At 46.0% G+C, this 26,049-nt stretch carries 27 protein-coding genes; 26 read left to right on the top strand and 1 reads right to left on the bottom strand.

Annotated features, from left to right (window positions below; translation table 11 throughout):
• Positions 1–71 precede the first annotated feature (71 nt).
• The 7 genes from alr to ABIC80_RS17185 all read left to right on the top strand — a co-directional run bounded on the left by alr (position 72) and on the right by ABIC80_RS17185 (position 5,768).
• Positions 72–1,151: an alanine racemase gene (alr, locus tag ABIC80_RS17215; protein ID WP_429177958.1), complete on the top strand. Its 1,080-nt coding sequence runs from the start codon at positions 72–74 to the stop codon at positions 1,149–1,151.
• Positions 1,152–1,163: 12 nt separating this feature from the next.
• On the top strand, positions 1,164–1,721 hold the full coding sequence (gene pnuC / locus ABIC80_RS17210) for a nicotinamide riboside transporter PnuC (RefSeq protein ID WP_181162180.1): 558 nt from the start codon (positions 1,164–1,166) through the stop codon (positions 1,719–1,721).
• Complete coding sequence (locus ABIC80_RS17205) at positions 1,718–2,722, top strand: AAA family ATPase (protein ID WP_429177956.1); 1,005 nt, start codon at positions 1,718–1,720, stop codon at positions 2,720–2,722. Before pnuC ends, ABIC80_RS17205 begins: the two co-directional genes overlap by 4 nt.
• A 95-nt stretch (positions 2,723–2,817) precedes the next feature.
• The gene (gene tyrB, locus ABIC80_RS17200; RefSeq protein WP_429177954.1) at positions 2,818–4,011 is read left to right on the top strand and encodes an aromatic amino acid transaminase; all 1,194 of its coding nucleotides are present in this window, start codon (positions 2,818–2,820) and stop codon (positions 4,009–4,011) included.
• A 174-nt stretch (positions 4,012–4,185) separates the two neighbouring features.
• Positions 4,186–4,896, top strand: a complete 711-nt coding sequence (gene aphA, locus ABIC80_RS17195) for an acid phosphatase AphA (RefSeq protein WP_042712656.1) — start codon at positions 4,186–4,188, stop codon at positions 4,894–4,896.
• Between the two features lie 98 nt (positions 4,897–4,994).
• Complete coding sequence (locus tag ABIC80_RS17190; RefSeq protein WP_263753487.1) at positions 4,995–5,411, top strand: secondary thiamine-phosphate synthase enzyme YjbQ; 417 nt, start codon at positions 4,995–4,997, stop codon at positions 5,409–5,411.
• A 3-nt stretch (positions 5,412–5,414) separates the two neighbouring features.
• Positions 5,415–5,768 (top strand): MmcQ/YjbR family DNA-binding protein, encoded by a 354-nt coding sequence (locus ABIC80_RS17185; RefSeq protein ID WP_263753486.1) that lies wholly within the window; start codon positions 5,415–5,417, stop codon positions 5,766–5,768.
• Here the strand turns inward: ABIC80_RS17185 and uvrA are convergent, their stop codons facing one another.
• Positions 5,769–8,594, bottom strand: coding sequence for an excinuclease ABC subunit UvrA (gene uvrA / locus ABIC80_RS17180; protein WP_042712659.1), 2,826 nt, complete (start codon positions 8,592–8,594; stop codon positions 5,769–5,771).
• A gap of 256 nt (positions 8,595–8,850) precedes the next feature.
• Between uvrA and ssb1 the strand changes: the two genes are divergently transcribed.
• The 19 genes from ssb1 to ABIC80_RS17085 all read left to right on the top strand — a co-directional run bounded on the left by ssb1 (position 8,851) and on the right by ABIC80_RS17085 (position 25,871).
• Positions 8,851–9,384, top strand: coding sequence for a single-stranded DNA-binding protein SSB1 (gene ssb1, locus ABIC80_RS17175; protein WP_023478365.1), 534 nt, complete (start codon positions 8,851–8,853; stop codon positions 9,382–9,384).
• 716 nt (positions 9,385–10,100) lie between these two features.
• The gene (locus ABIC80_RS17170; protein WP_429177993.1) at positions 10,101–10,349 is read left to right on the top strand and encodes an RHS repeat-associated core domain-containing protein; all 249 of its coding nucleotides are present in this window, start codon (positions 10,101–10,103) and stop codon (positions 10,347–10,349) included.
• A gap of 315 nt (positions 10,350–10,664) precedes the next feature.
• Positions 10,665–11,204 carry an SMI1/KNR4 family protein gene (locus ABIC80_RS17165; protein ID WP_429177952.1) on the top strand — a complete coding sequence of 180 codons (540 nt, stop codon included), beginning with the start codon at positions 10,665–10,667 and terminating at the stop codon, positions 11,202–11,204.
• Between the two features lie 315 nt (positions 11,205–11,519).
• Positions 11,520–12,008, top strand: coding sequence for a CPCC family cysteine-rich protein (locus tag ABIC80_RS17160; protein ID WP_429177950.1), 489 nt, complete (start codon positions 11,520–11,522; stop codon positions 12,006–12,008).
• Positions 12,009–12,770: 762 nt separating this feature from the next.
• Entirely contained in the window at positions 12,771–13,241 is a 471-nt protein-coding gene (locus ABIC80_RS17155) for a hypothetical protein (protein ID WP_429177948.1), read from the top strand.
• Between the two features lie 600 nt (positions 13,242–13,841).
• A complete protein-coding gene (locus tag ABIC80_RS17150) occupies positions 13,842–14,378 on the top strand; it encodes a HEAT repeat domain-containing protein (protein WP_429177946.1) in 537 nt (178 codons plus the stop codon).
• A 329-nt stretch (positions 14,379–14,707) separates the two neighbouring features.
• Positions 14,708–15,136 carry a hypothetical protein gene (locus ABIC80_RS17145; protein WP_326899378.1) on the top strand — a complete coding sequence of 143 codons (429 nt, stop codon included), beginning with the start codon at positions 14,708–14,710 and terminating at the stop codon, positions 15,134–15,136.
• 1,018 nt (positions 15,137–16,154) lie between these two features.
• Positions 16,155–16,874, top strand: coding sequence for a hypothetical protein (locus tag ABIC80_RS17140; protein WP_326899380.1), 720 nt, complete (start codon positions 16,155–16,157; stop codon positions 16,872–16,874).
• Between the two features lie 438 nt (positions 16,875–17,312).
• A complete protein-coding gene (locus ABIC80_RS17135) occupies positions 17,313–17,729 on the top strand; it encodes a hypothetical protein (protein ID WP_429177944.1) in 417 nt (138 codons plus the stop codon).
• 1,731 nt (positions 17,730–19,460) lie between these two features.
• The gene (locus tag ABIC80_RS17130; protein WP_429177942.1) at positions 19,461–19,904 is read left to right on the top strand and encodes a hypothetical protein; all 444 of its coding nucleotides are present in this window, start codon (positions 19,461–19,463) and stop codon (positions 19,902–19,904) included.
• A 140-nt stretch (positions 19,905–20,044) separates the two neighbouring features.
• Entirely contained in the window at positions 20,045–20,482 is a 438-nt protein-coding gene (locus ABIC80_RS17125; protein WP_429177940.1) for a tetratricopeptide repeat protein, read from the top strand.
• A gap of 265 nt (positions 20,483–20,747) precedes the next feature.
• Positions 20,748–21,128, top strand: coding sequence for a hypothetical protein (locus tag ABIC80_RS17120; protein ID WP_429177938.1), 381 nt, complete (start codon positions 20,748–20,750; stop codon positions 21,126–21,128).
• Positions 21,129–21,457: 329 nt separating this feature from the next.
• Positions 21,458–21,796, top strand: a complete 339-nt coding sequence (locus ABIC80_RS17115; protein WP_326899391.1) for a hypothetical protein — start codon at positions 21,458–21,460, stop codon at positions 21,794–21,796.
• Between the two features lie 287 nt (positions 21,797–22,083).
• Complete coding sequence (locus ABIC80_RS17110; protein ID WP_429177936.1) at positions 22,084–22,404, top strand: hypothetical protein; 321 nt, start codon at positions 22,084–22,086, stop codon at positions 22,402–22,404.
• A gap of 78 nt (positions 22,405–22,482) precedes the next feature.
• Complete coding sequence (locus tag ABIC80_RS17105; protein ID WP_429177935.1) at positions 22,483–22,779, top strand: colicin immunity domain-containing protein; 297 nt, start codon at positions 22,483–22,485, stop codon at positions 22,777–22,779.
• Positions 22,780–23,041: 262 nt separating this feature from the next.
• Positions 23,042–23,554 carry a CPCC family cysteine-rich protein gene (locus tag ABIC80_RS17100; RefSeq protein WP_429177934.1) on the top strand — a complete coding sequence of 171 codons (513 nt, stop codon included), beginning with the start codon at positions 23,042–23,044 and terminating at the stop codon, positions 23,552–23,554.
• 131 nt (positions 23,555–23,685) lie between these two features.
• Entirely contained in the window at positions 23,686–24,045 is a 360-nt protein-coding gene (locus tag ABIC80_RS17095; protein ID WP_429177932.1) for a hypothetical protein, read from the top strand.
• Positions 24,046–24,706: 661 nt separating this feature from the next.
• A complete protein-coding gene (locus ABIC80_RS17090) occupies positions 24,707–25,159 on the top strand; it encodes an SMI1/KNR4 family protein (protein ID WP_429177930.1) in 453 nt (150 codons plus the stop codon).
• Between the two features lie 184 nt (positions 25,160–25,343).
• On the top strand, positions 25,344–25,871 hold the full coding sequence (locus tag ABIC80_RS17085) for a hypothetical protein (protein WP_429177928.1): 528 nt from the start codon (positions 25,344–25,346) through the stop codon (positions 25,869–25,871).
• Positions 25,872–26,049: the final 178 nt, after the last annotated feature.

The following is a 26,049-nucleotide window of genomic DNA, read 5'->3' as shown; positions in this document are numbered from 1 at the left end:
CTCTTCGCGCCGCAGGTGCACTCAACGCGCCTGCACACGAACGATCGACAAAATTGTTTTTGAGGAAAAACATGCAAGCGGCAACCGTAGTAGTTAACCGCCGCGCTCTGCGACACAATCTGCAACGCCTGCGCGAACTGGCTCCCGCCAGCCGACTGGTTGCGGTCGTGAAAGCGAACGCTTATGGACACGGTCTTCTCGAGACCGCGCGAACGCTCCCCGATGCCGATGCTTTCGGCGTCTCCCGTCTTGAAGAGGCCCTGCACCTGCGCGCAGGGGGCATTACTCAACCGATTCTGTTACTCGAAGGCTTCTTTGCCGCCAGTGATTTAACGTTGGTGGCTGAGCATCAGCTGCATACGGTGATCCACAGCGTCGAACAGCTTGAAGCCCTGGAAGCCGCCACCCTGAGCGCACCGGTGGATGTCTGGATGAAGCTCGACACCGGTATGCATCGCCTTGGCGTACACCCTCACGAAGCGGAAGCCTTCTACGCCCGCCTGAGCCAGTGCAAGAATGTGCGCCAGCCGGTGAACATCGTCAGCCACTTTGCCCGCGCTGATGAGCCCGACTGCGGCGCGACCGAGCGCCAGATCGATCTCTTTACTACCTTCACCGAAGGCAAGCCGGGCATGCGTTCGATTGCCGCTTCGGGCGGCACGCTGCTGTGGCCGCAATCCCACTTCGACTGGGTGCGCCCCGGCATTATCCTCTACGGCGTTTCGCCGCTCGACCATAAACCGTGGGGCAGCGATTTTGGCTTCCAGCCGGTGATGACGCTTACCTCGCAGCTGATTGCCGTGCGCCAGCATGCGGCGGGTGAACCGGTCGGCTATGGCGGCACCTGGCAGAGCGCGCGCGATACCCGTTTAGGGGTGGTGGCGATGGGCTATGGTGACGGCTACCCGCGCGCAGCACCCTCCGGCACACCGGTGCTGGTCAACGGGCGCGAAGTGCCGATTGTTGGGCGCGTGGCAATGGATATGATTTGCGTCGATCTGGGGCCAGAAGCGCAGGATAAACCCGGCGATCGCGTGGTGCTGTGGGGGGAAGGTTTACCCGTCGAGCGAATCGCGCAGGCAACAAATGTGAGTGCTTACGAACTTATTACACGCCTGACCTCAAGGGCGACCCTTATCTATATCGACTAAAAGGAACGCCCCGTGTCGCCGATGGAAATCGCCGCCTGCCTGGCTTACGCCCTCTCCGTGTGGCTTGCCGCGCGCAACAATGTGCATACGTGGTGGACGGGCATTATCGGCTGCGTGCTCTACGGCTGGGTCTTCTACTCCGTTCAGCTTTACGCGGATGTCACCCTGCAACTCTTCTTTATCGTCAGCAGTATTGCCGGGTGGCTCAACTGGCTGAAGGGCAATCACGGTCAGCAACTGGCGGTGCGCAAAACGCCGCTGCAACATATTGCTTTCCTGCTGGTCGGCGCGCTGATTGTCGCGGGCGGCTATGCCTGGCTACTGCACCGTTTTACCAACGCCTGGTCGCCGTGGCTGGACTCGGCGATTATGGTCTTCAGCATTCTCGCGCAGTTTATGCTGATGGGGCGGCGGCTGGAGAGCTGGTACTTCTGGCTGCTGGTCAACACTATCGCCGTGCCGCTCTATGCCGCGCGCGATCTGTGGCTGACCGCCGGGCTTTACCTGATCTTCTGGTGTAATGCCTGGCACGGGCTTTACCAGTGGCGTAAGGCGCTGGTTAAGCCATGAAACGCTTCGCCAGCGGGCTGATTGTTGGCAAATTCGCGCCGCTGCACTGTGGTCATGAACGGTTAATCAACACCGCGCTGGCGCAGTGCGAACGCCTGTGGCTCATCAGCTACTCCGTGCCAGAACTGCCCGGCTGCGAGCCGGAGAAGCGCGAGCGCTGGCTGCGGGCGCGGTTTCCGCAGTGTGAGATCCTCGTTCTGACACCGGCGCGCGTGGCGGCGCTGGGTTTAGGCCCGTTACCGCATAACGACGCCGATGGCGATCGGCATCGTCACTATGTTGCGGATATCTGTTTGCAGGTGCTGGGCTGCCATCCTGACGCGGTCTTCACGGCAGAAGCGTACGGCGACGGCTTCGCCCGCGTGCTGAGCGAACGTTTTTCCCGCCCGGTGACGCATGTGCGGCTGACGCGCGGGCAGGGTGAGGATGCGCCATCCGGGACGCTGATCCGCAGCGATGTCCACCGCTGGCGGCAGATGCTGGCCGCGCCCGTCTATCACGATTTTGTTCAGCGCATCTGCCTGCTGGGCGGTGAATCGACGGGCAAAAGCACCCTCAGCGCCGCGCTGGCAGAGGCGCTGGGAACGGCGTATGTGGCCGAGTATGGTCGCGAGCGCTGGGAGCAGCAGGGCGGCGAGCTGGTGTATGACGATATGCTGGCGATTGCACAAACCCAGGTGCAACGGGAAGAGAGTACGCCTGCGGTGCGCTGGCTGGTATGCGATACCTCGCCGCTGACCACGCTCTTTTATACGCTGACAATGTTTGGCAAAGCGCCAGCGGCGCTCTACGCACTGGCGGAGCGGCACTATCAGCTGGTGGTGTTGTGCGAGGATGATTTCCCGTTTGTGCAGGATGGCACCCGCCAGGATGAAACCTTCCGCCAGCGCCAGCAGGCCTGGTATCTCGAACAGTTGACCGAACGCGGCGTGCCGTTTATTCGCGTCAGCGGGTCGGTGGCTGAGCGCATCGCGCAAGTGCGCGCAGTGCTGGGCTGTTAATCCTTATTTCGTTTCCGCTTTACTGCCCCCTCGACCTTGTCCGGCTTCCGGTTTATTGTGGTGTTTCGCCCACTGTAAACCTGGAGAATACACGCGTGTTTCAGAAAGTTGACGCCTATGCCGGCGACCCGATCCTCTCATTGATGGAGCGGTTCAAAGAGGATCCCCGCAGCGACAAAGTTAACCTCAGCATCGGGCTCTATTACGACGAAGAGAGCACAATTCCGCGTTTGCAGGCGGTGGCGGAAGCCGAAGCGCGCCTCAACGCGCAGCCGCATGGCGCGTCGCTCTATCTGCCGATGGAAGGGCTTAACAGCTACCGTCACGCCATCGCGCCGCTGCTGTTTGGTGCCGGGCATGTGGTGCTGGAGCAGCAGCGTGTCGCCACCATCCAGACGCTCGGCGGCTCAGGCGCGCTGAAAGTCGGCGCAGATTTTCTGAAACGTTACTTCCCCAACTCCGGCGTTTGGGTCAGCGATCCGACTTGGGAAAACCACATTGCAATTTTCGAAGGCGCGGGCTTTGAGGTCTCTACCTACCCGTGGTATGACAACGAAACCAACGGCGTGCGTTTCGCGGCATTCCTCGAAAAATTAAACAGTTTGCCTGAGCAGAGCATTGTTCTGCTGCACCCGTGCTGCCATAACCCGACCGGTGCCGACTTAACGCCTGCGCAGTGGGATGAGGTGGTTGAGGTGCTGAAAGCCCGCACGCTAATCCCGTTCCTCGATATCGCCTATCAGGGCTTCGGCGCAGGGATGGAAGAGGATGCCTATGCGATCCGCGCGATTGCCCACGCCGGGCTGCCTGCACTGGTCAGCAACTCCTTCTCTAAAATCTTCTCCCTCTACGGTGAACGTGTCGGCGGGCTCTCGGTGGTGTGTGAAGATGCCGATGCCGCCGGGCGCGTGCTCGGGCAGTTAAAAGCCACAGTACGCCGCAACTACTCCAGCCCGCCGAACTTCGGCGCGCAGCTGGTGGCAACCGTGCTGAACAATGCCGGACTGAAAGCGTCGTGGCTGGCAGAAGTTGAGGCGATGCGCACCCGCATTCAGGCGATGCGCCAGACGCTGGTTGATGCGCTAAACGCGGCGATGCCGACCGGGGATTTCACCTACCTGCTGAAGCAGCGCGGCATGTTTAGTTATACCGGGCTGAGTGCTGCGCAGGTGGATCGTCTGCGCGAAGAGTTTGGCATCTACCTTGTTTCCAGCGGCCGCATCTGCGTCGCCGGGCTTAACAACCGCAACGTTCAACGCGTGGCACAGGCCTTCGCGGCAGTGATGTAAGTATTCACTTACTTCTCTTTTCACCCTCTGCGAAGCGGCAGAGGGTGACCCACCAATGCTGGCGGATTTTCCAGAAAAGACTTTGTTTCACTTCGCCCTGCGGTTATGGTCACTCAGGTTTAAGACTATTCACCTCATTTATAAAAACTAAAGCATTAAGAAGCAGGGAAAATTATGCAAAAGTTCAGACACGCGCTCGGCGCGCTTTGCCTGTGGGCGGCCTTTAGCAGCGCGGCGGTTTACGCCTCGGCGCCGACGCCGGTTTCAACGGGCACTAACGTTGCAAAACTCTCTGAGCAGGCGGCGGTACACTGGGTTTCCGTGGCGCAAATCGAAAGCTCGCTGGTTGAACGCCCGCCGATGGCGGTGGGGTTTGATATCGACGATACCGTGCTCTTCTCCAGCCCCGGCTTCTGGCGCGGCAAGAAAACCTGGTCTCCGGATAGCGATGCCTATCTGCACAACCCGGAATTCTGGGAAAAGATGAATAACGGCTGGGATGAGTTCAGCATTCCCAAAGAGGTTGCGCGTCAGCTGATCGCCATGCACGTAAAACGCGGCGACACCATTTTCTTTATCACCGGCCGTAGCCAGACCAAAACCGAGACGGTGAGCAAAACTCTGCAGGATGATTTTCATATTCCCGCTGCCAATATGAACCCGGTAATTTTTGCCGGCGATCAGCCGGGCCAGAACAACAAGGTGCAGTGGCTGAAAGATAAAAAGATCCGCATCTACTACGGCGACTCTGACGGCGACATCACAGCCGCGCGCGAAAGCGAAGCGCGCCCGATCCGCGTGCTGCGCGCCGCGAACTCAACCTACCAACCGCTGCCGCAGGCCGGTGCGTTTGGTGAAGAGGTGATTGTCGACTCCGACTATTAATCGATCGCCCTTTTTTAGAGAAAAAAAGGGCCTCGGGTTTCCCCTTTTGGCCACATGCTGCACACTTACAGAGGTTCATTTTTGATAAGGAGCAGTTTATGTGGCATCAACAGACGCTTACGCTTAGCCAAAAATCGCGCGGCTTTCACCTGATCACTGATGAGGTGCTCGGGCAAATTACTGTGCTTAAGAGCGTGAAAACCGGTTTGTTGCACCTGCTGCTTCAGCACACGTCCGCTTCTCTCACCCTGAATGAAAATTGCGATCCCACGGTGCGCCAGGATATGGAGCGCCACTTTTTACGTGCTGTGCCGGACAACGCGCCCTATGAGCATGATTATGAAGGGCCGGATGATATGCCTGCGCATATCAAATCATCGACGCTTGGCGTGTCGCTGATGCTGCCCGTGCAGAATGGACGCGTATTGCTGGGGACATGGCAGGGGATCTGGCTGGGAGAGCATCGCATCCACGGCGGTTCGCGGCGGATTATCGCGACACTACAAGGGGAATAAACGATGACAATTTCGGAGTTACTGCAATATTGCATGGCCAAGCCTGGCGCGGAGCAGAGCGTGCACAGCGACTGGAAAGCGACGCAGATTAAGGTCGCCGACGTGCTGTTTGCGATGGTGAAAGAGATTGAGGACCGCCCGGCGGTCTCACTGAAAACCAGCCCGGCGCTGGCGGAGCTGCTGCGCGAGCAGCACAGCGATGTGCGCCCCAGCAGCCATCTGAATAAAGCGCACTGGAGCACGGTCTATCTGGACGGCACCCTGCCAGATTCGCAAATCTACTACCTGGTAGATGCCTCGTATCAGCAGGCGATGGAGCTGGTGCCGGAGGGGATCCGGCAACAGCTCTCCGTCTGACTAGCTGAGCAGCGGTTTCAGGAACCGTGCCGTATGCGATGCTTCGCATTCGGCGACGGTTTCCGGCGTGCCGGAGACGAGGATCTCGCCGCCGCCGCTGCCGCCTTCCGGCCCCAGGTCTACAATCCAGTCTGCGGTTTTCACCACGTCGAGGTTGTGCTCAATCACCACGATGGTGTTGCCCTGATCGCGCAGCTGATGCAGCACCTCAAGCAGTTGCTGAATATCGGCGAAGTGCAGACCGGTGGTCGGCTCATCAAGGATATAGAGCGTCTGCCCGGTACCGCGTTTCGACAGCTCGCGCGCCAGTTTCACGCGCTGCGCTTCACCACCGGAAAGGGTGGTGGCCGACTGGCCGAGACGAATATAGGTCAGGCCGACATCCATCAGCGTTTGCAGCTTACGCGCCAGCGCCGGAACCGCGTCGAAGAACTCACGCGCTTCTTCAATGGTCATATCCAGCACTTCGTGGATGGTCTTGCCCTTGTATTTAATCTCCAGCGTTTCGCGGTTATAGCGCTTGCCTTTGCACTGGTCGCACGGCACGTAGATATCCGGCAGGAAGTGCATTTCGACTTTGATCACGCCATCGCCCTGGCACGCTTCACAGCGCCCGCCGCGGACGTTAAAGCTGAAGCGACCCGGCGTATAGCCGCGTGAACGGGACTCCGGCACGCCGGCGAAGAGTTCACGCACGGGCGTAAAGACGCCGGTGTAGGTTGCTGGGTTGGAGCGCGGTGTACGGCCAATCGGGCTCTGGTCGATATCGATCACTTTGTCGAAGTGCTCCAGCCCCTGAATATCGCGGTAAGGCGCAGGCTCGGCAATCGTCGCGCCGTTAAGCTGGCGCTGAGCGAGCGGGAAGAGCGTATCGTTAATCAGCGTCGACTTGCCGGAGCCGGAAACGCCGGTGATACAGGTAAAGAGGCCGACCGGCAGCGTCAGCGTCACATCCTTCAGGTTGTTGCCGCGCGCGCCACTCAGCTTCAGCACGCGCTGCGGATCGGCTTTCACACGCTCTTTCGGCACTTCAATTTTGCGTTTGCCGCTCATGAACTGGCCGGTCAGCGATTCCGGCACCGCCATGATTGCTTCCAGCGGGCCTTCCGCGACCACCTGGCCGCCGTGCACACCGGCACCCGGGCCGATATCGATCACGTGATCCGCTGCGCGGATAGCATCTTCGTCATGCTCAACCACAATCACCGTGTTACCGAGGTTGCGCAGGTGCACAAGAGTGCCAAGCAGACGTTCGTTATCGCGCTGGTGCAAGCCGATAGAAGGCTCATCCAGCACGTACATGACGCCGACCAGGCCTGCGCCAATCTGGCTGGCCAGACGAATACGCTGCGCTTCACCGCCGGAGAGAGTCTCTGCCGAGCGGGAAAGCGTCAGGTAGTTCAGGCCGACGTTAACGAGGAATTTCAGACGATCGCCAATCTCTTTGAGCACTTTTTCAGCGATTTTTGCACGCTGACCGGAAAGTTTGAGATTGGTGAAGAAGTCCATCGCATGACCGATGCTCATATCGGAGATGGTCGGCAGCGGCGTATCTTCAACATAAACATGGCGCGCTTCGCGACGCAGACGCGTCCCTTCGCAGGTGGCGCAAGGGCGGTTGCTGATGAATTTCGCCAGCTCTTCGCGCACCGCGCTTGATTCGGTCTCTTTGTAGCGGCGCTCCATATTGTGCAGCACGCCTTCAAACGGATGACGGCGCACGGAGGTGTCGCCGCGATCGTTCATATATTTGAACTCAATCGACTCTTTGCCGGAACCTGCCAGAATCACTTTCTGCACATTGGCGCTGAGGCTTTCCCACGGTGCTTCGACGTCGAATTTGTAGTGCTCAGAGAGCGACTTCAGCATCTGGAAATAGTAGAAGTTACGGCGATCCCAGCCGCGGATAGCGCCGCCAGCCAGCGACAGCTCCGGGTTCTGGATCACGCGGTCAGGGTCGAAATATTGCTGAACGCCCAGACCGTCGCAGGTCGGACAGGCGCCCGCCGGGTTATTGAACGAGAAGAGACGCGGCTCCAGTTCGCGCATGCTGTAGCCGCAAATCGGGCAGGCGAAGTTTGCCGAGAAGAGCAGTTCTTCGGCTTTAGGATCGTCCATATCGGCAACGATGGCCGTACCGCCGGAGAGCTCCAGCGCGGTTTCAAAGGACTCCGCCAGGCGCTGCGTGAGATCGTCGCGCACTTTGAAGCGGTCAATCACCACTTCAATGGTGTGTTTCTTTTGCAGTTCGAGGCTCGGCGGATCGGAGAGATCGCACACTTCGCCGTCGATACGGGCGCGAATATAGCCCTGGCCTGCCAGGTTTTCGAGAGTTTTGGTGTGCTCGCCTTTACGCTCTTTGATCACCGGTGCCAGCAGCATAAGGCGCTTACCTTCCGGCTGCGACAGCACGTTATCTACCATCTGGCTGACGGTTTGCGCCGCCAGCGGCACGCCGTGATCCGGGCAGCGCGGCTCGCCAACGCGTGCATAGAGCAGGCGCAGATAGTCGTGAATTTCGGTTATGGTGCCGACGGTGGAACGCGGGTTATGCGATGTCGACTTCTGTTCAATAGAGATGGCAGGCGAGAGACCTTCAATGTGGTCAACGTCCGGTTTTTCCATCAACGACAGGAACTGGCGGGCATACGCTGAGAGCGATTCGACGTAGCGACGCTGCCCTTCTGCATAGAGCGTATCGAAAGCCAGCGAGGATTTGCCCGAACCCGACAGCCCGGTGACAACAATCAGTTTGTCGCGAGGGATGACGAGGTTGATGTTTTTGAGATTATGGGTGCGCGCGCCCCGAACTTCTATCTTATCCAATCCATTCACCTTTTACCCGGTGGAACACGTAATGCCCGGTGTGTTTGAAGGACAACCGGCGATCACAAACGGCTAATTATGACACAAATTAACCTGAATGAATATACAGTATAGGAATGCAACTTCCGCGTAAGTGTGTAAAATACGCACTTCGCGGACGATGTCTGGAACCTGCTTCGCAGCTATCAAAATGCTACGTGGAAATGGTACACTCGCGCGTTTACACTACTACGAAACGATTTCAGGAGACACGATCATGGCCAGCAGAGGCGTAAACAAGGTTATTCTCGTCGGTAATCTGGGCCAGGACCCGGAAGTACGCTATATGCCGAGTGGTGGCGCAGTTGCCAACATTACGCTGGCTACGTCCGAATCGTGGCGTGACAAGGCGACTGGCGAGATGAAAGAGCAGACCGAGTGGCACCGCGTTGTGCTGTTCGGCAAGCTGGCGGAAGTTGCCGGTGAGTATCTGCGTAAAGGTTCTCAGGTCTACATCGAAGGCCAGCTGCGCACCCGCAAATGGACCGATCAGTCCGGCCAGGAAAAGTACACGACCGAAGTGGTGGTGAACGTTGGTGGCACCATGCAGATGCTGGGCGGTCGCCAGGGCGGCGGCGGTGCACCGGCAGGTGGCGGTCAGCAGCAGGGCGGTTGGGGTCAGCCTCAGCAGCCGCAGGGCAACAACAACCAGTTCAGCGGCGGCGCGCAGTCTCGTCCGCAGCAGCAGTCTGCCCCGGCACAGTCTAACAACGAACCGCCGATGGATTTCGACGACGATATCCCGTTCTAGGATTTAGCTGTACTGTTTGTAATAATTATCTATCAGGCCTCTGTTAATACAGGGGCTTTTTGTTTTCCTCGCCCTAAAATTAAGTCTTAATAAACCCTTCGCATATTGCATATTTAGCACTTACGTTAAGTGTATGGAGTATGGGCGAATTAAGGATAAATACATGGCTACAATTTTTGTCACCGATAGTAGAGAGCGATACTGCATGGTGATGGATCGCTCTTCCCGCCTTCTGTTTTCTTGGTCACTCTTTTTTAATAACTCAAATCCGCAACAGAGGGGGATGCTTTTTCAATTCAGCCACGCTCAGTTTAAAGGGTAATAACACCTGTCTGTACGTAGCTGTGCGGCCCCGGTTGCGGGCTGTGACATAGTCGACTTTAGGCGTAATATTCCTTCAGCCATGATTAACAGCTCCTGACAGGAGGTTGTGACGGCAGTCTGAGGTGTGGCAAGAGATTCAGCAAAAATGAGCAAACCCGCCCAGGTCTTGTAAAATCGAAGTTGAAAGGGAATACATCAGAGCCAAATAGCGCTACAAGCAGCTGGCGCGTCTACAGCGAGGGCGAGCCCGCGAAAATCTTTCGTCACATGGAGCTGCACGGTTTACCGGACAGCGTGATCGATATAACGGCAACACCGTCTGGCGCGGAGCCTCCGCCGCCCTGCGGTAGCCTGCGTGAAAGCATGCCGGTTACTGAGACTCCACACACAACCTGCACTTTCAGGGCCGGTACCTGGACCGCGAAACAGGCCAACACTACAGCACATACCGCTATCAAGACCCGGCGGACAGGCGTTACAAGCAGGTGAGCCCACCAGGGCTAATAGATGGGCTGAATACCTATATATATGTGGTGAAGCCGCAGGAATTAAGCTTCTGTAATATATGCAGAGATAATATTTCTTATCAAAGTAGGATAGCTCTTCATTTCACAGAAAGATTCGATCCACTATTTTCTTGATAAATTCTCGTACGTTTAATAGCGGCATTCGAAGCAAAAAGGCGGCATCCGGAATAAAAAAGTTTTGGCAGCAAAGGTTTTATTTACAATCAGACTCATCAAGTAAAAATAATCTTTGTAAGATACAAAAATCGGGGCTATCATCAAAAATAAGTAGTGCTTGGATTAATCGTTTCCCAAAATCTATAAATTATAAATTTAATTTAATTTAATTAGCCATCATCATGTTTATTTTTTTCCACATGCTATACGTGTACTGGGTAAAACACATGTAGGTTGCAGCAGTGTTTGACATACAAAATGCCAGGAGGAGTAATGTTATCAAGCATTAAAGAAATTGAGTTTGAGTTGGATAACAAGTTTTCTCCTTTTCAAGGGGAGATGGATGATTTAATTTTGAGGGAAAGAGGAGTGCCTTTAAATAACTTATCAAAACTTGAGCAGAACCTCGATGTAGAACTGAAAGACACTTTTTTGTCATTCGTTATGGAATACAATTTAGATAATTTCTCTCTTGGGAATATATCATTTGGATCAGGTGGTGATTATTTTGAGAAATTAATTTATTTAAATGAAAGCAATGGCTTTAATAATTGGTGGAATGGGCAGTCAAGGCCAAAATCAATGATTATTATTGCTTTATCAGATCCATACACTATTCTCTTGAATACAGTGACAGGAAAGATATATGCAATCACCAGCGAGCCTGGCATCAATGATGAAAAGTCAGTCGCAGACAATTTTGAATTATTTATTAGAGTGGCCGGCTCTTTATTCCTAAAGAAAATCTCCTCGCAGGATGCGATTAAGCTCACAGGTGCAACTAATCAAGACTTTTGGGAAAATATACAATAAGGCCGGAATCTTCCGTACTTAAAAAGTGTTCAGATAGTCCCGACCGCGCACCCTCCATCCCGGCAGAAAAGGACCGCCAGTCATTTAGGGGATTCGACGTTGTCTGGCGCGGCGAATCAAGTGCCTGAGGCCGCAGCCTGCATGTGAGCACACTGGTCGAGCGGGAGGCTCTGCATAATTCTTGTTGGAGATGCTAAAAATAGAGAAACATTTCCTATCTATAAGGCATGACCTGAATTTGTAAAAAATCCATTTACTAATATAATTGATATGGCTTTATAAAAAAGGTCTATCTCCATCTGATGTGGTGTACAAATGACTGTAATGACAAGAAGATCAGCACTCAAAATATTCTCTATATACAAAGTGGCTTTATTGTCTAGGATGGCCATAGATAGCCTTTTATTTGCAGGGTATAATGATGAGGAATCTGGCGAGCCTATTATATATGAAAGTATATATGATGATGAAGTCCAGGATTTTCTTATTGATTTCCATGCTGATGTTATCCTCTTTGGTATATCAAATGAATATCTAATTTCTTTTTTGAACAAACGCTTTAATTGCGAGTTTGTAATTTTAGGTGATGAGCCCGAACTTAATAAGTGTCCCTGCTGTGGTTATTTCACTCTACCAGAACGAGGGCAATATGATGTATGTCCAGTTTGTTTATGGGAAGATGATGGACGTTCGGAGGAATGGATAGATTCATACAGCACAGCTAATCATTCCTCATTAAAAGATTACAGATTGTTAAAATTGGGTGAGATATCAAAAGAAGATATTTTTTACAGGAAAGGGTAGTTACTATCTTGCAATAAAAGGAGGGAATACAATTAATTTTTCCTGGTTTTTTATTATATACTCTCCATTTAATCTACTAAACCAACATGTGCCTCATTTACTTCATAAGCCCGGCATAGATTTTCGCGCAATTCCTGCATCTCATTATTGACAGGGATGATGGCTAGGCATCCTTCCAAAATCTTCACCGTCACGCCATGGCCGATCTCAAATCCCGCCCTTTCAGCCAGCCACCCTAAGTTGCAGGCTGGTGCTGTGAGAATATCTGGTAGAGGCCTTGGTCTTCCGGTTAATGTGGAAGATGCCGACATAGCAGACTTTAAGTCGGTGCTGTGTTTTGGAAAGGTTGACTTGGCGTAAAATTATGTTCAGCCACTAACCGCCTGAAAGCAGGTTGTGGCCTGCAGTAAGCATGGACGGGCCTCAAGATATTGGTGGAAACGGGCGACCAGAACGCGAAAGCGTCGGTGCGGAATTTCTGCATAGAAAACCGCCATGACCTTCTGGCGCGCGTTGACAGCGGCGGTAGCCTGCGCGAAAGCTCGGCAGATAAATGAAATTGGTGGAAATGCTGCAAAAAATGTCAATAAAGGCATACGTCAAGTTGTGAAAATAATATTGTCCAGGTAATAGAGAGTTTAATTCTAAAAATACGCTCTAACAATTTTATGACTTCTTTGACGGCCTTAAACTCTATAACAGTGATGTTCGTATAGAGGTAATAAAGCAAACAGTATTGGATACTTTTTGGAGAATTTAAGCGTGATCACTAAATCAAGCATTCTTATCAGTTATAAAAATATAGAAGTGTTGAGAGGAAAAATAGCTAATTTATTAGGTGGGAATGATGTTGATTTTACTGTTATGGAGTATAATTATTTTGATGTTAATGAATATAAAAAGCGTATTGAGGCAAGCGGGATAAGCCCCGATGAAAATTCAAAATATATTGAAATATTAAGTAATGTGGTTTTTATTTATGAAGTTGACTTTGGAACATCTGTCACTTCTGTTGAAAGTAATTATTTTCCTGCATACATTGATTTTATTTCCCAAGTGCTTTCTCTACAGTTACAGTGTGATGTTTTGACGAGTTTTAAACCATTAAGTGGCGATGAGTGTTGTCCTGTAACTTATTTTTCAAATGGAAAGGAAATTGTCAATCTTATATCTGATTCATCTAATTGCTGGGCTGGGGTCTTATGGGTGAAACGTCAATTCCATAGTTCATAAATAAAATCCGCAATGCCATTGATTAATGGGGGGGTACTCGGATTTATCATTTTTGCTGTTGGTTACCAATGGGGCATTTTTCATGTAACATATTGAAGAAAATTTCCGGCAAGATAAGTAAAAGATAAGCCATGCCGTAGTAATAAAAGATGGGTTTGATATTTAGAATATAATGTCTTACGGGATGTTTTAGAAAGGTATTGCGTATCATCTTTGCTAATTAAAAGTGATATATAAAACGGATAAGAAAACTTGAGAGATGGCTTGCTTTTCATAAAAGAAGATAATCCATAATAGTTAATTTCTACATTTGTTTATCAAAGAAATAATTATCGCTTATGGTAAAATATCAGAAAATGAGGCGAGGTCTATAACTAATAGCTCGCCTATGCTTACCGTTCCACCCAAGAATGACCTTGCAGCTTGCTTGCTGGTACACGAAGAGGAATATTATTGGGTTATGATTACTGCTCATGGTGAACGGTATTTTGAAAAGGGCTTTAGTTATGCTGTACCGAATGGTTACGATGAGTGGGAAAGCAACTATATAAAAGATCATAACCTCAAAACTCATAGTTTGGTATATAAGGATGAGGAGCGATGGAGTTGCTGGAAGTCAAAAAAAGTTTGATTCTAAAGTTAATGATGAATCAACTTAATATCTCTGATTTTATGTGCCAGTTTGGTGATTTCTCTGGAAACGTAGATTTATGCAAAGAGTTAACCATTGCGCGAGAAACCGAAGATGCAGAGTTGGTTGACCATCTTCTTTATCTCAGCGCAGTAATGAATTTTTGTTACTACGATGTCGACATATTAAACCAGCTTGTGAATGACTCCTGGCATCAGAAACATGAAGAGGTCGTAAGATTGTTAGCCCATTATAAGCAGCCTTCCAGCGTGAACCATCTTTATGAAGCTGCGTTGCTCAATCTTGATTACAGGGATTACGACGAGGATTTTGTACTGGCGAATAAATGCATAAGGGCGCTAGAGAAAATAAAAGACCAAAATGCTATTGAAAAAATGGAATTATTAGCCAACGCTGATAATGAGTTAATCCGCCAATATGCACAAAAACACTTAAATAGGGTCAGACGCCAGGAAGAAAAAGGTCATTGGAACGGTTCAACTTAAACGCGTTAAGGCGCGCTATCCATAACATCTCGCGCTTCTAACGACTTTACATATTCCTCCTGGTCAGCCAGTTTGATAACCACGCTCGCCACGTTATCTCTTCAGAAAAAGTTCAGGAAGTAATTGAAAGTCATAGAAAGCTGGCTGTACTTTCTACTGCGGATGAGACGGCAACAATTTTACATGAACTGCCCCTCACCAATACTTTATTAGATCGCTTAGTGCAAACCCAATACGATCAGGATGAAGTGTATTTTATACTGGGATCTTCTATTCCCACTACCTGGGGCAGAAAATAGCAGCATTTGAGATATTATAAGGCTGGTACAATGAAAAATACTCTTAAGATGGTAAAATCATCCTGGAAAATGGAAAGCGTTACTGAGCCGTTTTTCAATTATGATGATAATGGGTTAGAGGTTTACTTTATGGTTTTCATGGGTGAAGAAGCTAGAAATAAAGACTTAAATGAATATGTTTCCAAAAATAAGTTGGTTTCTCAGGATGATATTTCTGATGAAAATTATAATAATGCTGGGTATAGAATTGTGCATATTAATTTTCGTTCTGTTAGTGAGTTCTACTTCTCTGATAACTTATCAGGTTTATCTGTCTATGAGAAAAGTTCCGCTATGACTCCCGGTTTTTATGAGGATATAGACGGAAGAAAAGATAAGGTCGGTTATGTAATTATAGGGCACGATCTATTCGTATCCATAAAAGGTGGGTATTTCACTGAATATTTTACCTCTTTATAAAAAACAACTATATGATAGTGAAATCTCTACTGGCTCAAATCGGACAGAACTGCGCCCAGAGATTATGGTATAATCTTTTTACTATTGCACGTCTGCCTGTATGTGACTATCTGTAAAGATAGCATTGAAAATACGGCTAAGCATTTGGAGACAGGAGGTTTTATTCTTTATGAAAATTTACTGGTCCTACTTATAGGTTTCAAGTTGACGTTTTGATTCCTGTTCGTAAAGGAGATAAAGAATTTAAAGGGAATAAGATGAAATGAAGGAAGTGTATATACCTGTCAGAATTGACATTGGCAATGAAGATAACGATGATGACTTTTTCTTGTTAAGGTCTGTTTTTATTATGATAAAATCATTCCTTTCACCCGGGGTTGTGTCGCGATAAAAATAAGAGAGCCTCACTTTTTTATATAGAAGCAGATGCTCAGATGCTCAGATGCTCAGATGCTCAGATGCTCAGATGCTTGTGCTTAAGGCTGAAAAAATATTTAATCGGCAATGATATATTGCCATTAGCCCTTATTGATGAAAGCATTTTTTATCGGGATAAATCTAAAAACAATCAACATTAAAGTCGATAGAAGCGAAGCTGCTGAAATATAAAAGGGTCTGGGAATTATTTTAAATATTTAAGCAATAGCAGGATAAGGAATTTAATCGTGGCGGCTTTTTATTATGCAACTCTGGGGCAGTACGCTAAACGTCAAGTTCTTGACACCTTGAACCATCTGTTTCGCTGCTAAAGCTGATAGAGCAGCTCCCATACCTCGTTGCAGTCACCATCAGCACAATGCACCACCTTTGGACTGCTGAGAATATTCCGGCAGCTTCTGCCTTACCCCATCTGACAACCGCGCAACGTGCAGAAAAGTTCAGGCGCGATGGCACAAGATCATGCTGCCAGGGCGATTTTATGGTACGTGCTGAATAAGGGGTACTATAAACAGACGCACTCCTGATGCCTTGGGAATAGTGAATTATCAAGGGTATAAAGCAACTAAAGAGATTATTAATGATGGATGACAAATATAAGATTTACATCAACGATGAGCTTTCACTACAGGCCTCTTCTGTGATGGCCTCTTGCTTAGAAGGGGCGAGTGATAATTTTGTTTTGATCAGAGTAAGTGATATTTCTACCTCTTGGGAAAATGGGTTTGATGCAAAAAAAGGAGATTCAATTTCCATAGGGTACTTTATTAATGACATATATGTGTACGAGTTTGAAGGTGATTTGCTGAGTGACATTACACAAGATAATAATAAGCAAAATATTAATTTGGTTATTAGAACAATTGAAATGCCAGATTTACCTCTTATCATGGTCTTGAATAGTTGGGTCCGGGAACATGAAATTCTTAACTGGAAGAAGACTAGGGCAAAAGAAATGAAAGAGTTATGGCTTAATTCATGTCTTTATTGGCAGGGTGTTTTTCCTCCTTCGGGAGATGGCATCATTGAGGCTACTTTATCCATAAAGGATGTTTATTGTTATGAAGATTTTTTCTGTATGCTTGGCGAGTCATTTTTCGGATTTAGAGGCTATATGGGAAAAGGGTTTGATAGTTTTTATGATTGCCTCTCTGAATTGGTGATTAATAATGTCAACGTAACGTTAAAAGATGTTGAGCGAATAGCGCATTTTTTGAAAAGTATTAGCCCAGCAGATACAGACTATTATGATGTTTTTATAAATATACTAACTGAAAATGGATGCGTAATTCATTACTGAAATTTATTTAGCTTGAGGCTTACATAGGTGAATATACGCGGGCAGAAGTACATTTTGAATAATATTAACTCAGCTAGGTATAATGATGGCCTTTGATAATATCTGTATTTCACTTTACGAGAATGGGTATGAAAGCATGAAAAGAGTCGTTTGAAAAAACAAAATCTGCAAGTTGGAATGCTAAAAGAGTACATGCAATAATAATCAGAATCTGTAAGTAACTACGCAAGGTAATGCCTTGAAAAGCGATAAATGGAGCATCTACCCCGGATGGTGAAGGGATAGAGCTTAAAAACCGTTAACAGTGAGTATCAGCTTTAAAGACCATTATAATCTGCGGTTCCGGTTGATAAGGTTTTTCAGCACACGGAATGGTATTGCTGAAGGACGAAAAAAAGTGCAAGCGGACATTGATTCTAAAATGTATAGGATTGCTCAATGAGAACGCAAATTTCTACACTCAAAGATTTTTTTGGTCCGGCAATAGAACAGGTGCAGGGGCGGAAAATCAGAAAGGATATCATGGATAATTTTAGGCTGCCGTATATAAAAAAAGATATGAATTCTCATGGTCCCTTATGGAGCCAATACGCCTGTCCGCAGGAAGTAATTACCGTTTGTGATATAAAACTACATGAAAACATTTCTGGATATATATTTGCAGAGTGCAAAAGTAAAGAAGTTTTTATTTATAATTCTACTCTCATAGATTTTATCAAATACCTTGAAAGTCGAGAGGGTGGTTTGTTCCCGGCCGTTTACTTTATTAACAATACATTAGTTTTTTGCCTTTGTGAGAGTGGAGAAAGAGGAACGATGAAACCCATCTATTTATATAAGGCTGGTAATATATAACCGGGTTGATTTGAAGGAGCGTTCTCACGTTTGATTGTCCTGTATTTGGTGAGTGAAACCTGCTGTCAAAGCCATATATTAAATCGCTTCCAGCCGCCAGGGCGTCTTAACGTCCACGGTAAGCAGGCGTAAATCTTTTGGTATCATCCGGGCCTCTATCGTCTGCCAGACAGAGCGTCTGACGGCATTGTTTACGACGTTTGGGGTGGGGCCTCAGGTGTCAGGGAGAGGCAGCACACTCGCACCTTCCGGTAACTTTTTTTTTGATGAATAGAGTAAAAGCATAAATGCATATAACAACCTATGGATGACAGTTTTGGGTTATTGTCTCTGACACCAAAAATAAAGATGAAAGCAATATCTTAGTCCCGCCACATCCGGTCTTGAACTCTGCCTTTTAAATTCAGTTGCCTTCAAGAAGTATGCCTGCAGGGCGCAAATATGATGCAGGAAGTTTGTTTATGCTCGACGTGAGAGATGTCTGGATAGCTGGCTTTGAAGCTACATCAGGTTTTGGAACATGTAACTTCTGGCATAATATCGAGCCACCCACAATTAACTCCCTCTGGGGGTTGGATAGGGGTAGCGGGCTGAAACGGCGCAAGCGCGTCAGTTTCAAATTAGCGATGTTACTTTTCCCGCGGTGTAACTCCTCCCTGATGGTCCAGTCTGCAGAGGATGGGATAAACCAGCAACCAAAGCCTGTATGCGACGGTGAAGTATATTTACACCGAAATAGCTATGAGCTTTTGACGCGCGTCGACAGTGAGCACGCGTAAACCATCTGGTATCACACGGACTCATGCGGCCTGACGGAGGCGTGGCCGACATCAACGTCAACACCGTCTGGCACCCGTCGTCTGATGCCAGAGGCGGTAGCCTGCGCGTAAGCACGCCGGTCACTTCGGCACCCCGCAATACCTGCATTTCCTGAATCTGTACACAGACGGTGAATAGGGTCTGCACAGCGACATCTTCCGCTGCTATAACCCGGCTGCTAGGGGCCATAGGCAGATGAGTCCCATTTGGCTCCTGGTCGGGTGTAAGTGGTGTACCCCTTATGGCGGCGGCCATTAAATAGCTGGCTTTCAGGGTTTGATTCAGAATGCGAAAGGTCAATGTCTCAAGCTGCCCGAGGTACGAGCTCATTCTGGTTTGTTTTAAATCACTTATACCGCGATTTGCTCGAATAATTGTTCGTAAAAGTCGCAGAGCAATATAAGCATTATCATACGCATCAGAAGAGTATATAAAAATGGCATATCATATCAGTATAATTAAAGTTGAGAACAGTGGGGGAAGTGTAAAGTATAAATTCGGACCCATATCTTCCAACTATCATTCATACGATCATGGGCTTTTTGAGATAAATACAAAAACAGGCGAGATAACTCTTTTGAAAGGCGTGACTACCGATGTGAAAAATAATTATTACATGAGAGCAAGTTTTAAAATATTAACTTGCTGGCGACAAGGAAGCCTGCCAGAACAGGAAGAGTGGGCGTCATAATCTTTAGCCGTATGCTAAACTGAATATGCAACTGCTTAGGTTTATATTTTTCAGTTAATTGTTTAAGATTCTTGCTGTTATAGCTGAAGTAAGCTCATCTATCAAAATTAAAAATAAGGTTACCTTCATAACAGCCGTAACAGTTGCACATAAGGAAGCCAAGTGTCTTTTAGGTAATGAGCGAGCGCATAGGTCAATTTTATCCATTACAGGAAGAAATTATGATTTCAGTAAAAACATATATTAAGAATAATAATGAATTTGTAGAGTTTAGCCATTATACAGAAGCGTTCAAGGATTCTTTCTATATTGAAGGAGCTATTGAATTAACAATTAATGGTGTGGTTATATTCGATAAAGAAATGTGGGACTATATAGATCAGCTATGGTCATATATTGCCGATGGCATTATATGCATCCAGGATAATCAACCATTTGAAACATATTTTCCAGGTCAGCCGATCAAAGTTAGTTTTATGCCAATAAAAGAAGGTGTGTCTGTGAGCGTAACCTGTGATAAAGAAATGAAAGTTAAAGTTGCTAAAAAAGAGTTTGTGAATGAAATATCAAAACATGTAATTGTTTTTTTTGATTACCTTAGGAAAAAAGATTTATCATTTAATAGAAAGTATGACGAGTTATTATCTTTATTGGGTAAGGGTTAGATCATGCATTTTTTTGCGACCCAAACTACACTCTACTCACGCCCTTTACTACGTGTAGTTTCTTTTATCTTAAGATATAAGTATTGATGGGCTATAGAGTAAGTGTGAAATCGGGTATTTAATGACTCTGGATGAAACTCATGAATGACTTATATAAATTTGATGGGGAAATCGAAGGTAAAATTATTTCTGTCGTTGAAAGTGGTAATATCGAACATGATAACGAGAATTTAAATGAAGCGTTGGCCTTGTATCTCTATGCTTGGTCTTTAATTCCAGAACCAAAGTTAGAATGGGATATTTCGAATTGGGTAGCAGCCTGTTTGTATAGTGTTTATTTTGATTTGGAACGTTACACAACAGCGAAAAGGTGGGGTGAGATCGCTCTTAAAACGTGTAGTTCAGATATTGATACCTCCCCAATGATCGATCTTGGCATGGTTTGTTATGAGCTTGGTCAATACGATGAAGCTATAAATTATTTTGATGAGGCTTATAATTTCGGAAAAAATAGAGCATTTCAGGGAAGGCCTAAGAAATATTTAGATTACTATCTTAAAAAAAGAATAGAGCAATGATTACATTTTGCACGTTAGCCTGGCAGCATGAGCGAGACATAGTAACTTACTGGATTTGAGAACAATGCTTTAAGCTGGCGACGATGTTGAAGTTGCCTCTTCAAAGTCATGATCTGAAGCCGGAAACTACTCTATGCTTCACACTGTATGCTACTGAAAAGAGGCGCATGAGTGCTAAACCCGGTAAAGCGGATTGGATTGCTGGGTGGGCTGATCCACGGGCAAGTAATGTCATACGTCTGTTCTTCGCATCAGAGACCTCATCATGAAAAATATCGATAAATTATTAAGCGGGAAAACATTGCTTAGAGAAGTTAGTCCTTTAATGCCCGAGTACAGAACATGGGTGGAAGTTTCATTGAAAGATGAACTAAAGCCATCCTATCCACTCAGAGTTGATGCCTATGCTATGGTCGGGCACTCCCCTTACTTTAATCAAAGTAATAAAGAAGATTCTAAATTCAAAATCCGAATATCATCATTTTTATCTTCTGACATAGAAAATGAGTATGACCCCTCATATAAATATGTTGGGAGATATGAAGAAATTTCTTCTATCGATGAACTGAAAACCAGGTTGAGCAACCTTAATATAAATCTGGAAGAATTTGTAGACTCGTCGCAAGATACAGCGTATCCATTGTAATCACTGCAAAACAGTGCCTGTATCTAATTGATACGGATGCTATAGACAGGAAGATGCAATTGAATCTTAAAATTCTGGACGATTAACTGAGGGGAGCAACGGGAAATAAGAGATAGGTGTGTTTGTCATCCATACTGAACATTAACGAATGTTCAACATTGACAGATGGCTCTACAAAACATTATCGCTTTAAGTCAATTGCGCCACTTTATAATTAAAAATGTTATTAAATTGCAGTCGTTAGTAATCTAAATAAAATCGAAGCAATAAAAGTGCTTAATAACAAGCACTTCACGCGCAGGAATATCTTAGCTTCCATGGGGATATAAATGAATATTGAAAAAGATAAGCTTTTAGAATTATTTAAAGAAAAGGTCACCGACTCTATTTATCCATTAAAAATGGGAGGACACATTGATGAGAAAGCATTCAATGAGCTTTTATTGGTAGCAGAGGAAGCTACAAAGTTATTAAAGGATGATGATTTGGTCCCAAAAAAACTGCTACTGGAAATATATTTGGCGTCAGGAGCTATTGCTGGCGACAACGAATACTTCAAAAATGAATTTTTATCAGAGGTTTCAGCAAGGTTGTTAAAATGCTTTAATCTAATCATAGATGGAAAAACCGTCGAAGACCAAAGGTGTCATGGACCAAGGATTATATAGAGCGAAGGATAAATTTTATCTTTATAAATAAACAGAATGCTACTTTCCTAAGATCTTGAACCCGATCTTTTTTGGATAAAAGTATTTTTAAAGGCGGAGTACAACTCAATCTGTCTGGCGATTAACCCGCTGGGATACGGGAGTACGTTAAGCATGATAGAAAGTTTTTCTAACTCTCTGTTCTAAAGAGAGCATAGTCGGAACGTGCTTTCATAGGTTTTGGCTATGATATGTTGGAATGAATAAGATTAATGACTTTGGACCAGAATCATCATCGGGCGGGAAATGTGAGAAAAATATACACTTCTATTAAACTCCTGGATAAGGAAAATGATGGGAGGGCTAGCCCTATACCACCGGTACAGTTTCGCTGCTTATTGTTATTTGCAGGAGTAAAAGAATTATCTGCATACCCATATGATTGTCGTATATTTTTTGAGGAATGTGTAAAAGGAGTTGATCCTGGGGAAAAGATAGATAATGTGCCTATAGCTTTTTTATCGCCAGAAAAAATATTTCCATACATCCAGGTTGGAACAAGATTCTCTATACGAGATGGGAAGATAATCGGTGATGGGGTTATCACTTCGATAGATAGTCGTATTTAAATCAGCAAGGCTGTTTTATGGTGAACAAGCGGATAATACGACATAAAATAGAGTCGTAGATTTTTATGGAGCGAGCCAGTGAATGTCGATGCAAATGCAAAAATGTTGCTTAAGGTAATAGACAAGTTTATCAGTGGTGATATTTCCGCATGTGAATTTGAAAAAATATATATGTCCACATGGCGAAACCTTAGAGACAGTGATGGCTACAGTAAGCTTAATGAAGCGCAACAAATTTTCTTCGATAGGATATTTACGACTCTAGATGCCTACTGCGCTGAGTCTGAGTTAAGTGAGGCTAACGATTTGGATGATGAGGGGTTGTTTACCGAGGTGGTTAGATTAAGTAACGCATGGAAAAGAAATCTGTATTAGAGTTAATTAAGAAATAGACAGCTACAGGATACCAATTTCCCATCCTATGTATAAGAGAGTCATCTTTCCATGTATGACCTAATCCAGACATTATATATCAGGAATGGGGTTTTATTTTTTAGAAAATTATCCCTTTGGGCTTGCTGATTATAACTACTCTAAAAGCAGGCCTTACTGTGTGCGGTTTGATTTAAGAATGTATTATACTACTAATTGATTTGGCAATAACGCTTCTACAGCAGCGATAAACCTTGCAGGAGGGATGATGAAGATTGAATTTACTTATAAGGAAGTAATGGATTTTATAAGGCTTCATACATTATTTTCAAAGAGTGTGGAAGAACGGGTCGATGCTCTGGTTGAAAACGGTATTATTGAGAACAATATACCCTTAGAGGCATTAAAACAAACCTACAATAAATACATCCGTAGCAATATTACTTACTCCAGGTTAATAAAAAATTCGTTTTGGGAGGCAGTCGTAAAAGAAATATGCGATAGCGATATTATCATAATTGATCATTCTGATCTTGAGATAAGGGGCGTGTGCTGCGAGGCTTGCAGTTATATTGTTTTCGAAAGTCAGGACGATGCTCTTTTTGAGATATGTCCAGTATGTTTGTGGCAAAATGATGGCACGAAGGGTGGGCAATTCAGCGGTTGTAACCATTGTACGCTGGATGATTATAAACGTACTGATGAATTCGAAGCGAGAGTTAGGAATGGGAAATTAAGGTATGTGCCCCATTCAGGCCAAGACGACGAAAAGAGATGAATTTTGATATTCAATTGATTAGAAAAATCGGCTATTACGAGGACGCATGGGTTTGTTAACACATCTTGCTACACAATAAGGAGCATTCCCTAACACAGCAATATAACGGGTCTCACAAGAGGATAATATTAATGAGAGGATCTATAATCGATGAAAGCGAGGCATTCGAAGAGTTAAATAAGAGACTCCGAGCATGGAGTGCGAAAGGTCCTGATAAAGCACGGAAAGAAGTAGACGATTTATTTACTGCGTTAGTTAATTCAAAATGGGACAGGAATCGGATATACAAATTTGTTTTCATTTATACAAAAGATAAATTATCAGATTCGGATTATTATGGAATATCAAAAGAGGCTTTTGATTATTTAGGTGATGTAGAGTCTTCTATTATAGGTCATTGCTGCTGGGAGAGTTTTATGAAGATACCGGATGAGCCACAAAACCAGGATGACTCGGTTGCGTATGTAAGAGGTGGAAAGTGGAAGTCTTGATGGTATAGAGCGTTGATGCACTATCTCTACACCGTTCATACCGGTTAAAGGGCATTGCGAGTTAGCAGCCACGGTGAGCGTGTTCAACTTTACTGATACCATAGCAATACTATGCCTTTCCGGGCTGCATGACGGGCAAGGAAGGTAACTTCTTCCAGCGTTAGCAACATCGCTGGTGCGGTAGCCTGCGCGAAAAGATGTTGATGGTTGAGACACTTCTCAATAGTTGTGCTTTCAGAGCAACTTTCTTGAAGGCTGAACACTCTTGCTCAACTTTCATACGCAATTCAACAATTTTCAGACTACTAAATTCAGTAGGTGATATGAGAGCAACGCACTTAAAACGGTCGCACCTATGCGCATTGCACTGTAAAGAAGTCCTGACATCAAAGATTCGTTGCTAATAAATCCTACTTCAAACCTTTGTCATTGGATCCTTCTTTTTTATTGGTTGCCCATCGCAAACTATTTTCTGCAGGAGACGCTGTAACCTCATCGTACTATTCTCACGAATGTCTGGGTAGTAAGAATATGCCGCGTTACTGTACCGAACACCTGCTGGGTATATAGCTCTTCCTGAGCTAAATAATATCACCGAGCATCGAGTCACATGAATGGCTGTCATGATAATAATGATGGCGCAATTTAAAAGGAAAACATAATGGTTGATATCATTAATTATAACAATCCTGCCAGCAACGAAGAAATTATAACTTTTGAGAAAGAAACGGGTGTTTTCTTTCCTGAAGATTATAAGTCGTTTCTGAAGGCGTATAATGGAGGTCAACCCATACCGAGCGCATTTAGCTTTCTCTCTAAACAAGAAGATGGCTCTGCAATTGATTGGTTTCTTAGTCTAGGGAAAGACAGGTATAGCAACTTGAGAGAATATTATGAGAGGTATAAAGGCAGACTGCCTGAAGAGATGATACCTATTGCGCACGATGCTGGTGGTAACCTTGTTCTGATTGGTGTTAACGAGAAGCAGGGCATCTATTTTTGGGATCACGAGTTTGAAGCTGAGGAGGGAGAAGTTCCTGACATGTCGAATGTTTATACTATTAGTCAGTCATTTACGGACTTCCTTAACAATCTTCATGAGATAGAATTGTGAAGTTAGAAAAGTTAGAAAAGTTAGAAAAGTTAGAAAAGTTAGATTATATTTTTATGCGCTATTAGCTCATGTTCTATTTGAAATGCTCTATTTATGCGCGAGAGTACGGATGTAAACTATAAAACTATCAAAAAATATAACCTTGGCGTCGCATATGCCAATCTCTTAATTAAAGAGGAAGGTAATGAATAACAGCTATATTTTTGAACCAATTGATTTTTTATTTGCCGGCTCTCTTTTTAAAGGCTTTTCTGTAGGGGCAGCCGAAGATATTTTATTATTAGATACATTGACGGACGCTTATCGATTTGCATTTGGGCAAGATCTGCCTCCTCCTTATACAGTTTGGAACGATATTATCGAATACTTCCGAAATCAGTTGAGGGCTGATGACAAGTTCGATGATGCAGAGAAAGTTATTAATGAGTATCTGGGAGAACAACAAGCCCAACACGCTGGCCAATTGATTGAATACAGAAAGAAAAGAATTAGAAAAAATAATACCCAATACGATGATTTTGTATTCTCTGATGCGCGAGAAGATGCCTACTTTGTTCTTTCAACAGTAGCTATAAACCGGTTATTGGGTGATTGCTTACGTAACGGACTACTGGAGAAGATCTTTGCATGTTACAAGCGCGGTGGCTGGCCATGCGGTGTTAAAGGTCAGCAACTGATCGTCTTTAATCCCTCGGTGTTAACTGAATTGTAGCCGAGAGATGATCCCCAATGAACAAAGGTTCAGGCTATGTAGATATTGGTAAAGTGCACAACAAATGAAGCCGATGAATCTAAGAGGGTCCCCTGTTAATGTTTACCGGTAAAGTGGCCTTCTGGACAGCAGAAGATTGGTAACTATAGTTAAAAAAACGAAATCAATAATTCTTAAG

Source organism: Kosakonia sp. 1610, from assembly GCF_050435845.1.
Lineage (GTDB): Bacteria > Pseudomonadota > Gammaproteobacteria > Enterobacterales > Enterobacteriaceae > Kosakonia > Kosakonia cowanii.
Note: the sequence above shows the minus strand (reverse complement) of the source record. Positions and strands in the feature narration are given on the sequence as shown.

Bases quoted from the DNA above. Each gene is read 5' to 3' on its own strand.
- ABIC80_RS17120 (WP_429177938.1), top strand. From the start codon at position 20,748: ATGAAAAATATCGATAAATTATTAAGCGGGAAAACATTGCTTAGAGAA.
- ABIC80_RS17135 (WP_429177944.1), top strand. From the start codon at position 17,313: ATGAGAACGCAAATTTCTACACTCAAAGATTTTTTTGGTCCGGCAATA.
- alr (WP_429177958.1), top strand. From the start codon at position 72: ATGCAAGCGGCAACCGTAGTAGTTAACCGCCGCGCTCTGCGACACAAT.
- ABIC80_RS17185 (WP_263753486.1), top strand. From the start codon at position 5,415: ATGACAATTTCGGAGTTACTGCAATATTGCATGGCCAAGCCTGGCGCG.
- ABIC80_RS17095 (WP_429177932.1), top strand. From the start codon at position 23,686: ATGAGAGGATCTATAATCGATGAAAGCGAGGCATTCGAAGAGTTAAAT.
- ABIC80_RS17160 (WP_429177950.1), top strand. From the start codon at position 11,520: ATGACTGTAATGACAAGAAGATCAGCACTCAAAATATTCTCTATATAC.
- ABIC80_RS17165 (WP_429177952.1), top strand. From the start codon at position 10,665: ATGTTATCAAGCATTAAAGAAATTGAGTTTGAGTTGGATAACAAGTTT.
- ABIC80_RS17125 (WP_429177940.1), top strand. From the start codon at position 20,045: ATGAATGACTTATATAAATTTGATGGGGAAATCGAAGGTAAAATTATT.
- ABIC80_RS17140 (WP_326899380.1), top strand. From the start codon at position 16,155: ATGATGGATGACAAATATAAGATTTACATCAACGATGAGCTTTCACTA.
- ABIC80_RS17205 (WP_429177956.1), top strand. From the start codon at position 1,718: ATGAAACGCTTCGCCAGCGGGCTGATTGTTGGCAAATTCGCGCCGCTG.
- ssb1 (WP_023478365.1), top strand. From the start codon at position 8,851: ATGGCCAGCAGAGGCGTAAACAAGGTTATTCTCGTCGGTAATCTGGGC.
- ABIC80_RS17150 (WP_429177946.1), top strand. From the start codon at position 13,842: ATGGAGTTGCTGGAAGTCAAAAAAAGTTTGATTCTAAAGTTAATGATG.
- ABIC80_RS17090 (WP_429177930.1), top strand. From the start codon at position 24,707: ATGGTTGATATCATTAATTATAACAATCCTGCCAGCAACGAAGAAATT.
- ABIC80_RS17100 (WP_429177934.1), top strand. From the start codon at position 23,042: ATGATGAAGATTGAATTTACTTATAAGGAAGTAATGGATTTTATAAGG.
- ABIC80_RS17115 (WP_326899391.1), top strand. From the start codon at position 21,458: ATGAATATTGAAAAAGATAAGCTTTTAGAATTATTTAAAGAAAAGGTC.
- aphA (WP_042712656.1), top strand. From the start codon at position 4,186: ATGCAAAAGTTCAGACACGCGCTCGGCGCGCTTTGCCTGTGGGCGGCC.
- ABIC80_RS17145 (WP_326899378.1), top strand. From the start codon at position 14,708: ATGAAAAATACTCTTAAGATGGTAAAATCATCCTGGAAAATGGAAAGC.
- ABIC80_RS17130 (WP_429177942.1), top strand. From the start codon at position 19,461: ATGATTTCAGTAAAAACATATATTAAGAATAATAATGAATTTGTAGAG.
- ABIC80_RS17190 (WP_263753487.1), top strand. From the start codon at position 4,995: ATGTGGCATCAACAGACGCTTACGCTTAGCCAAAAATCGCGCGGCTTT.
- ABIC80_RS17085 (WP_429177928.1), top strand. From the start codon at position 25,344: ATGAATAACAGCTATATTTTTGAACCAATTGATTTTTTATTTGCCGGC.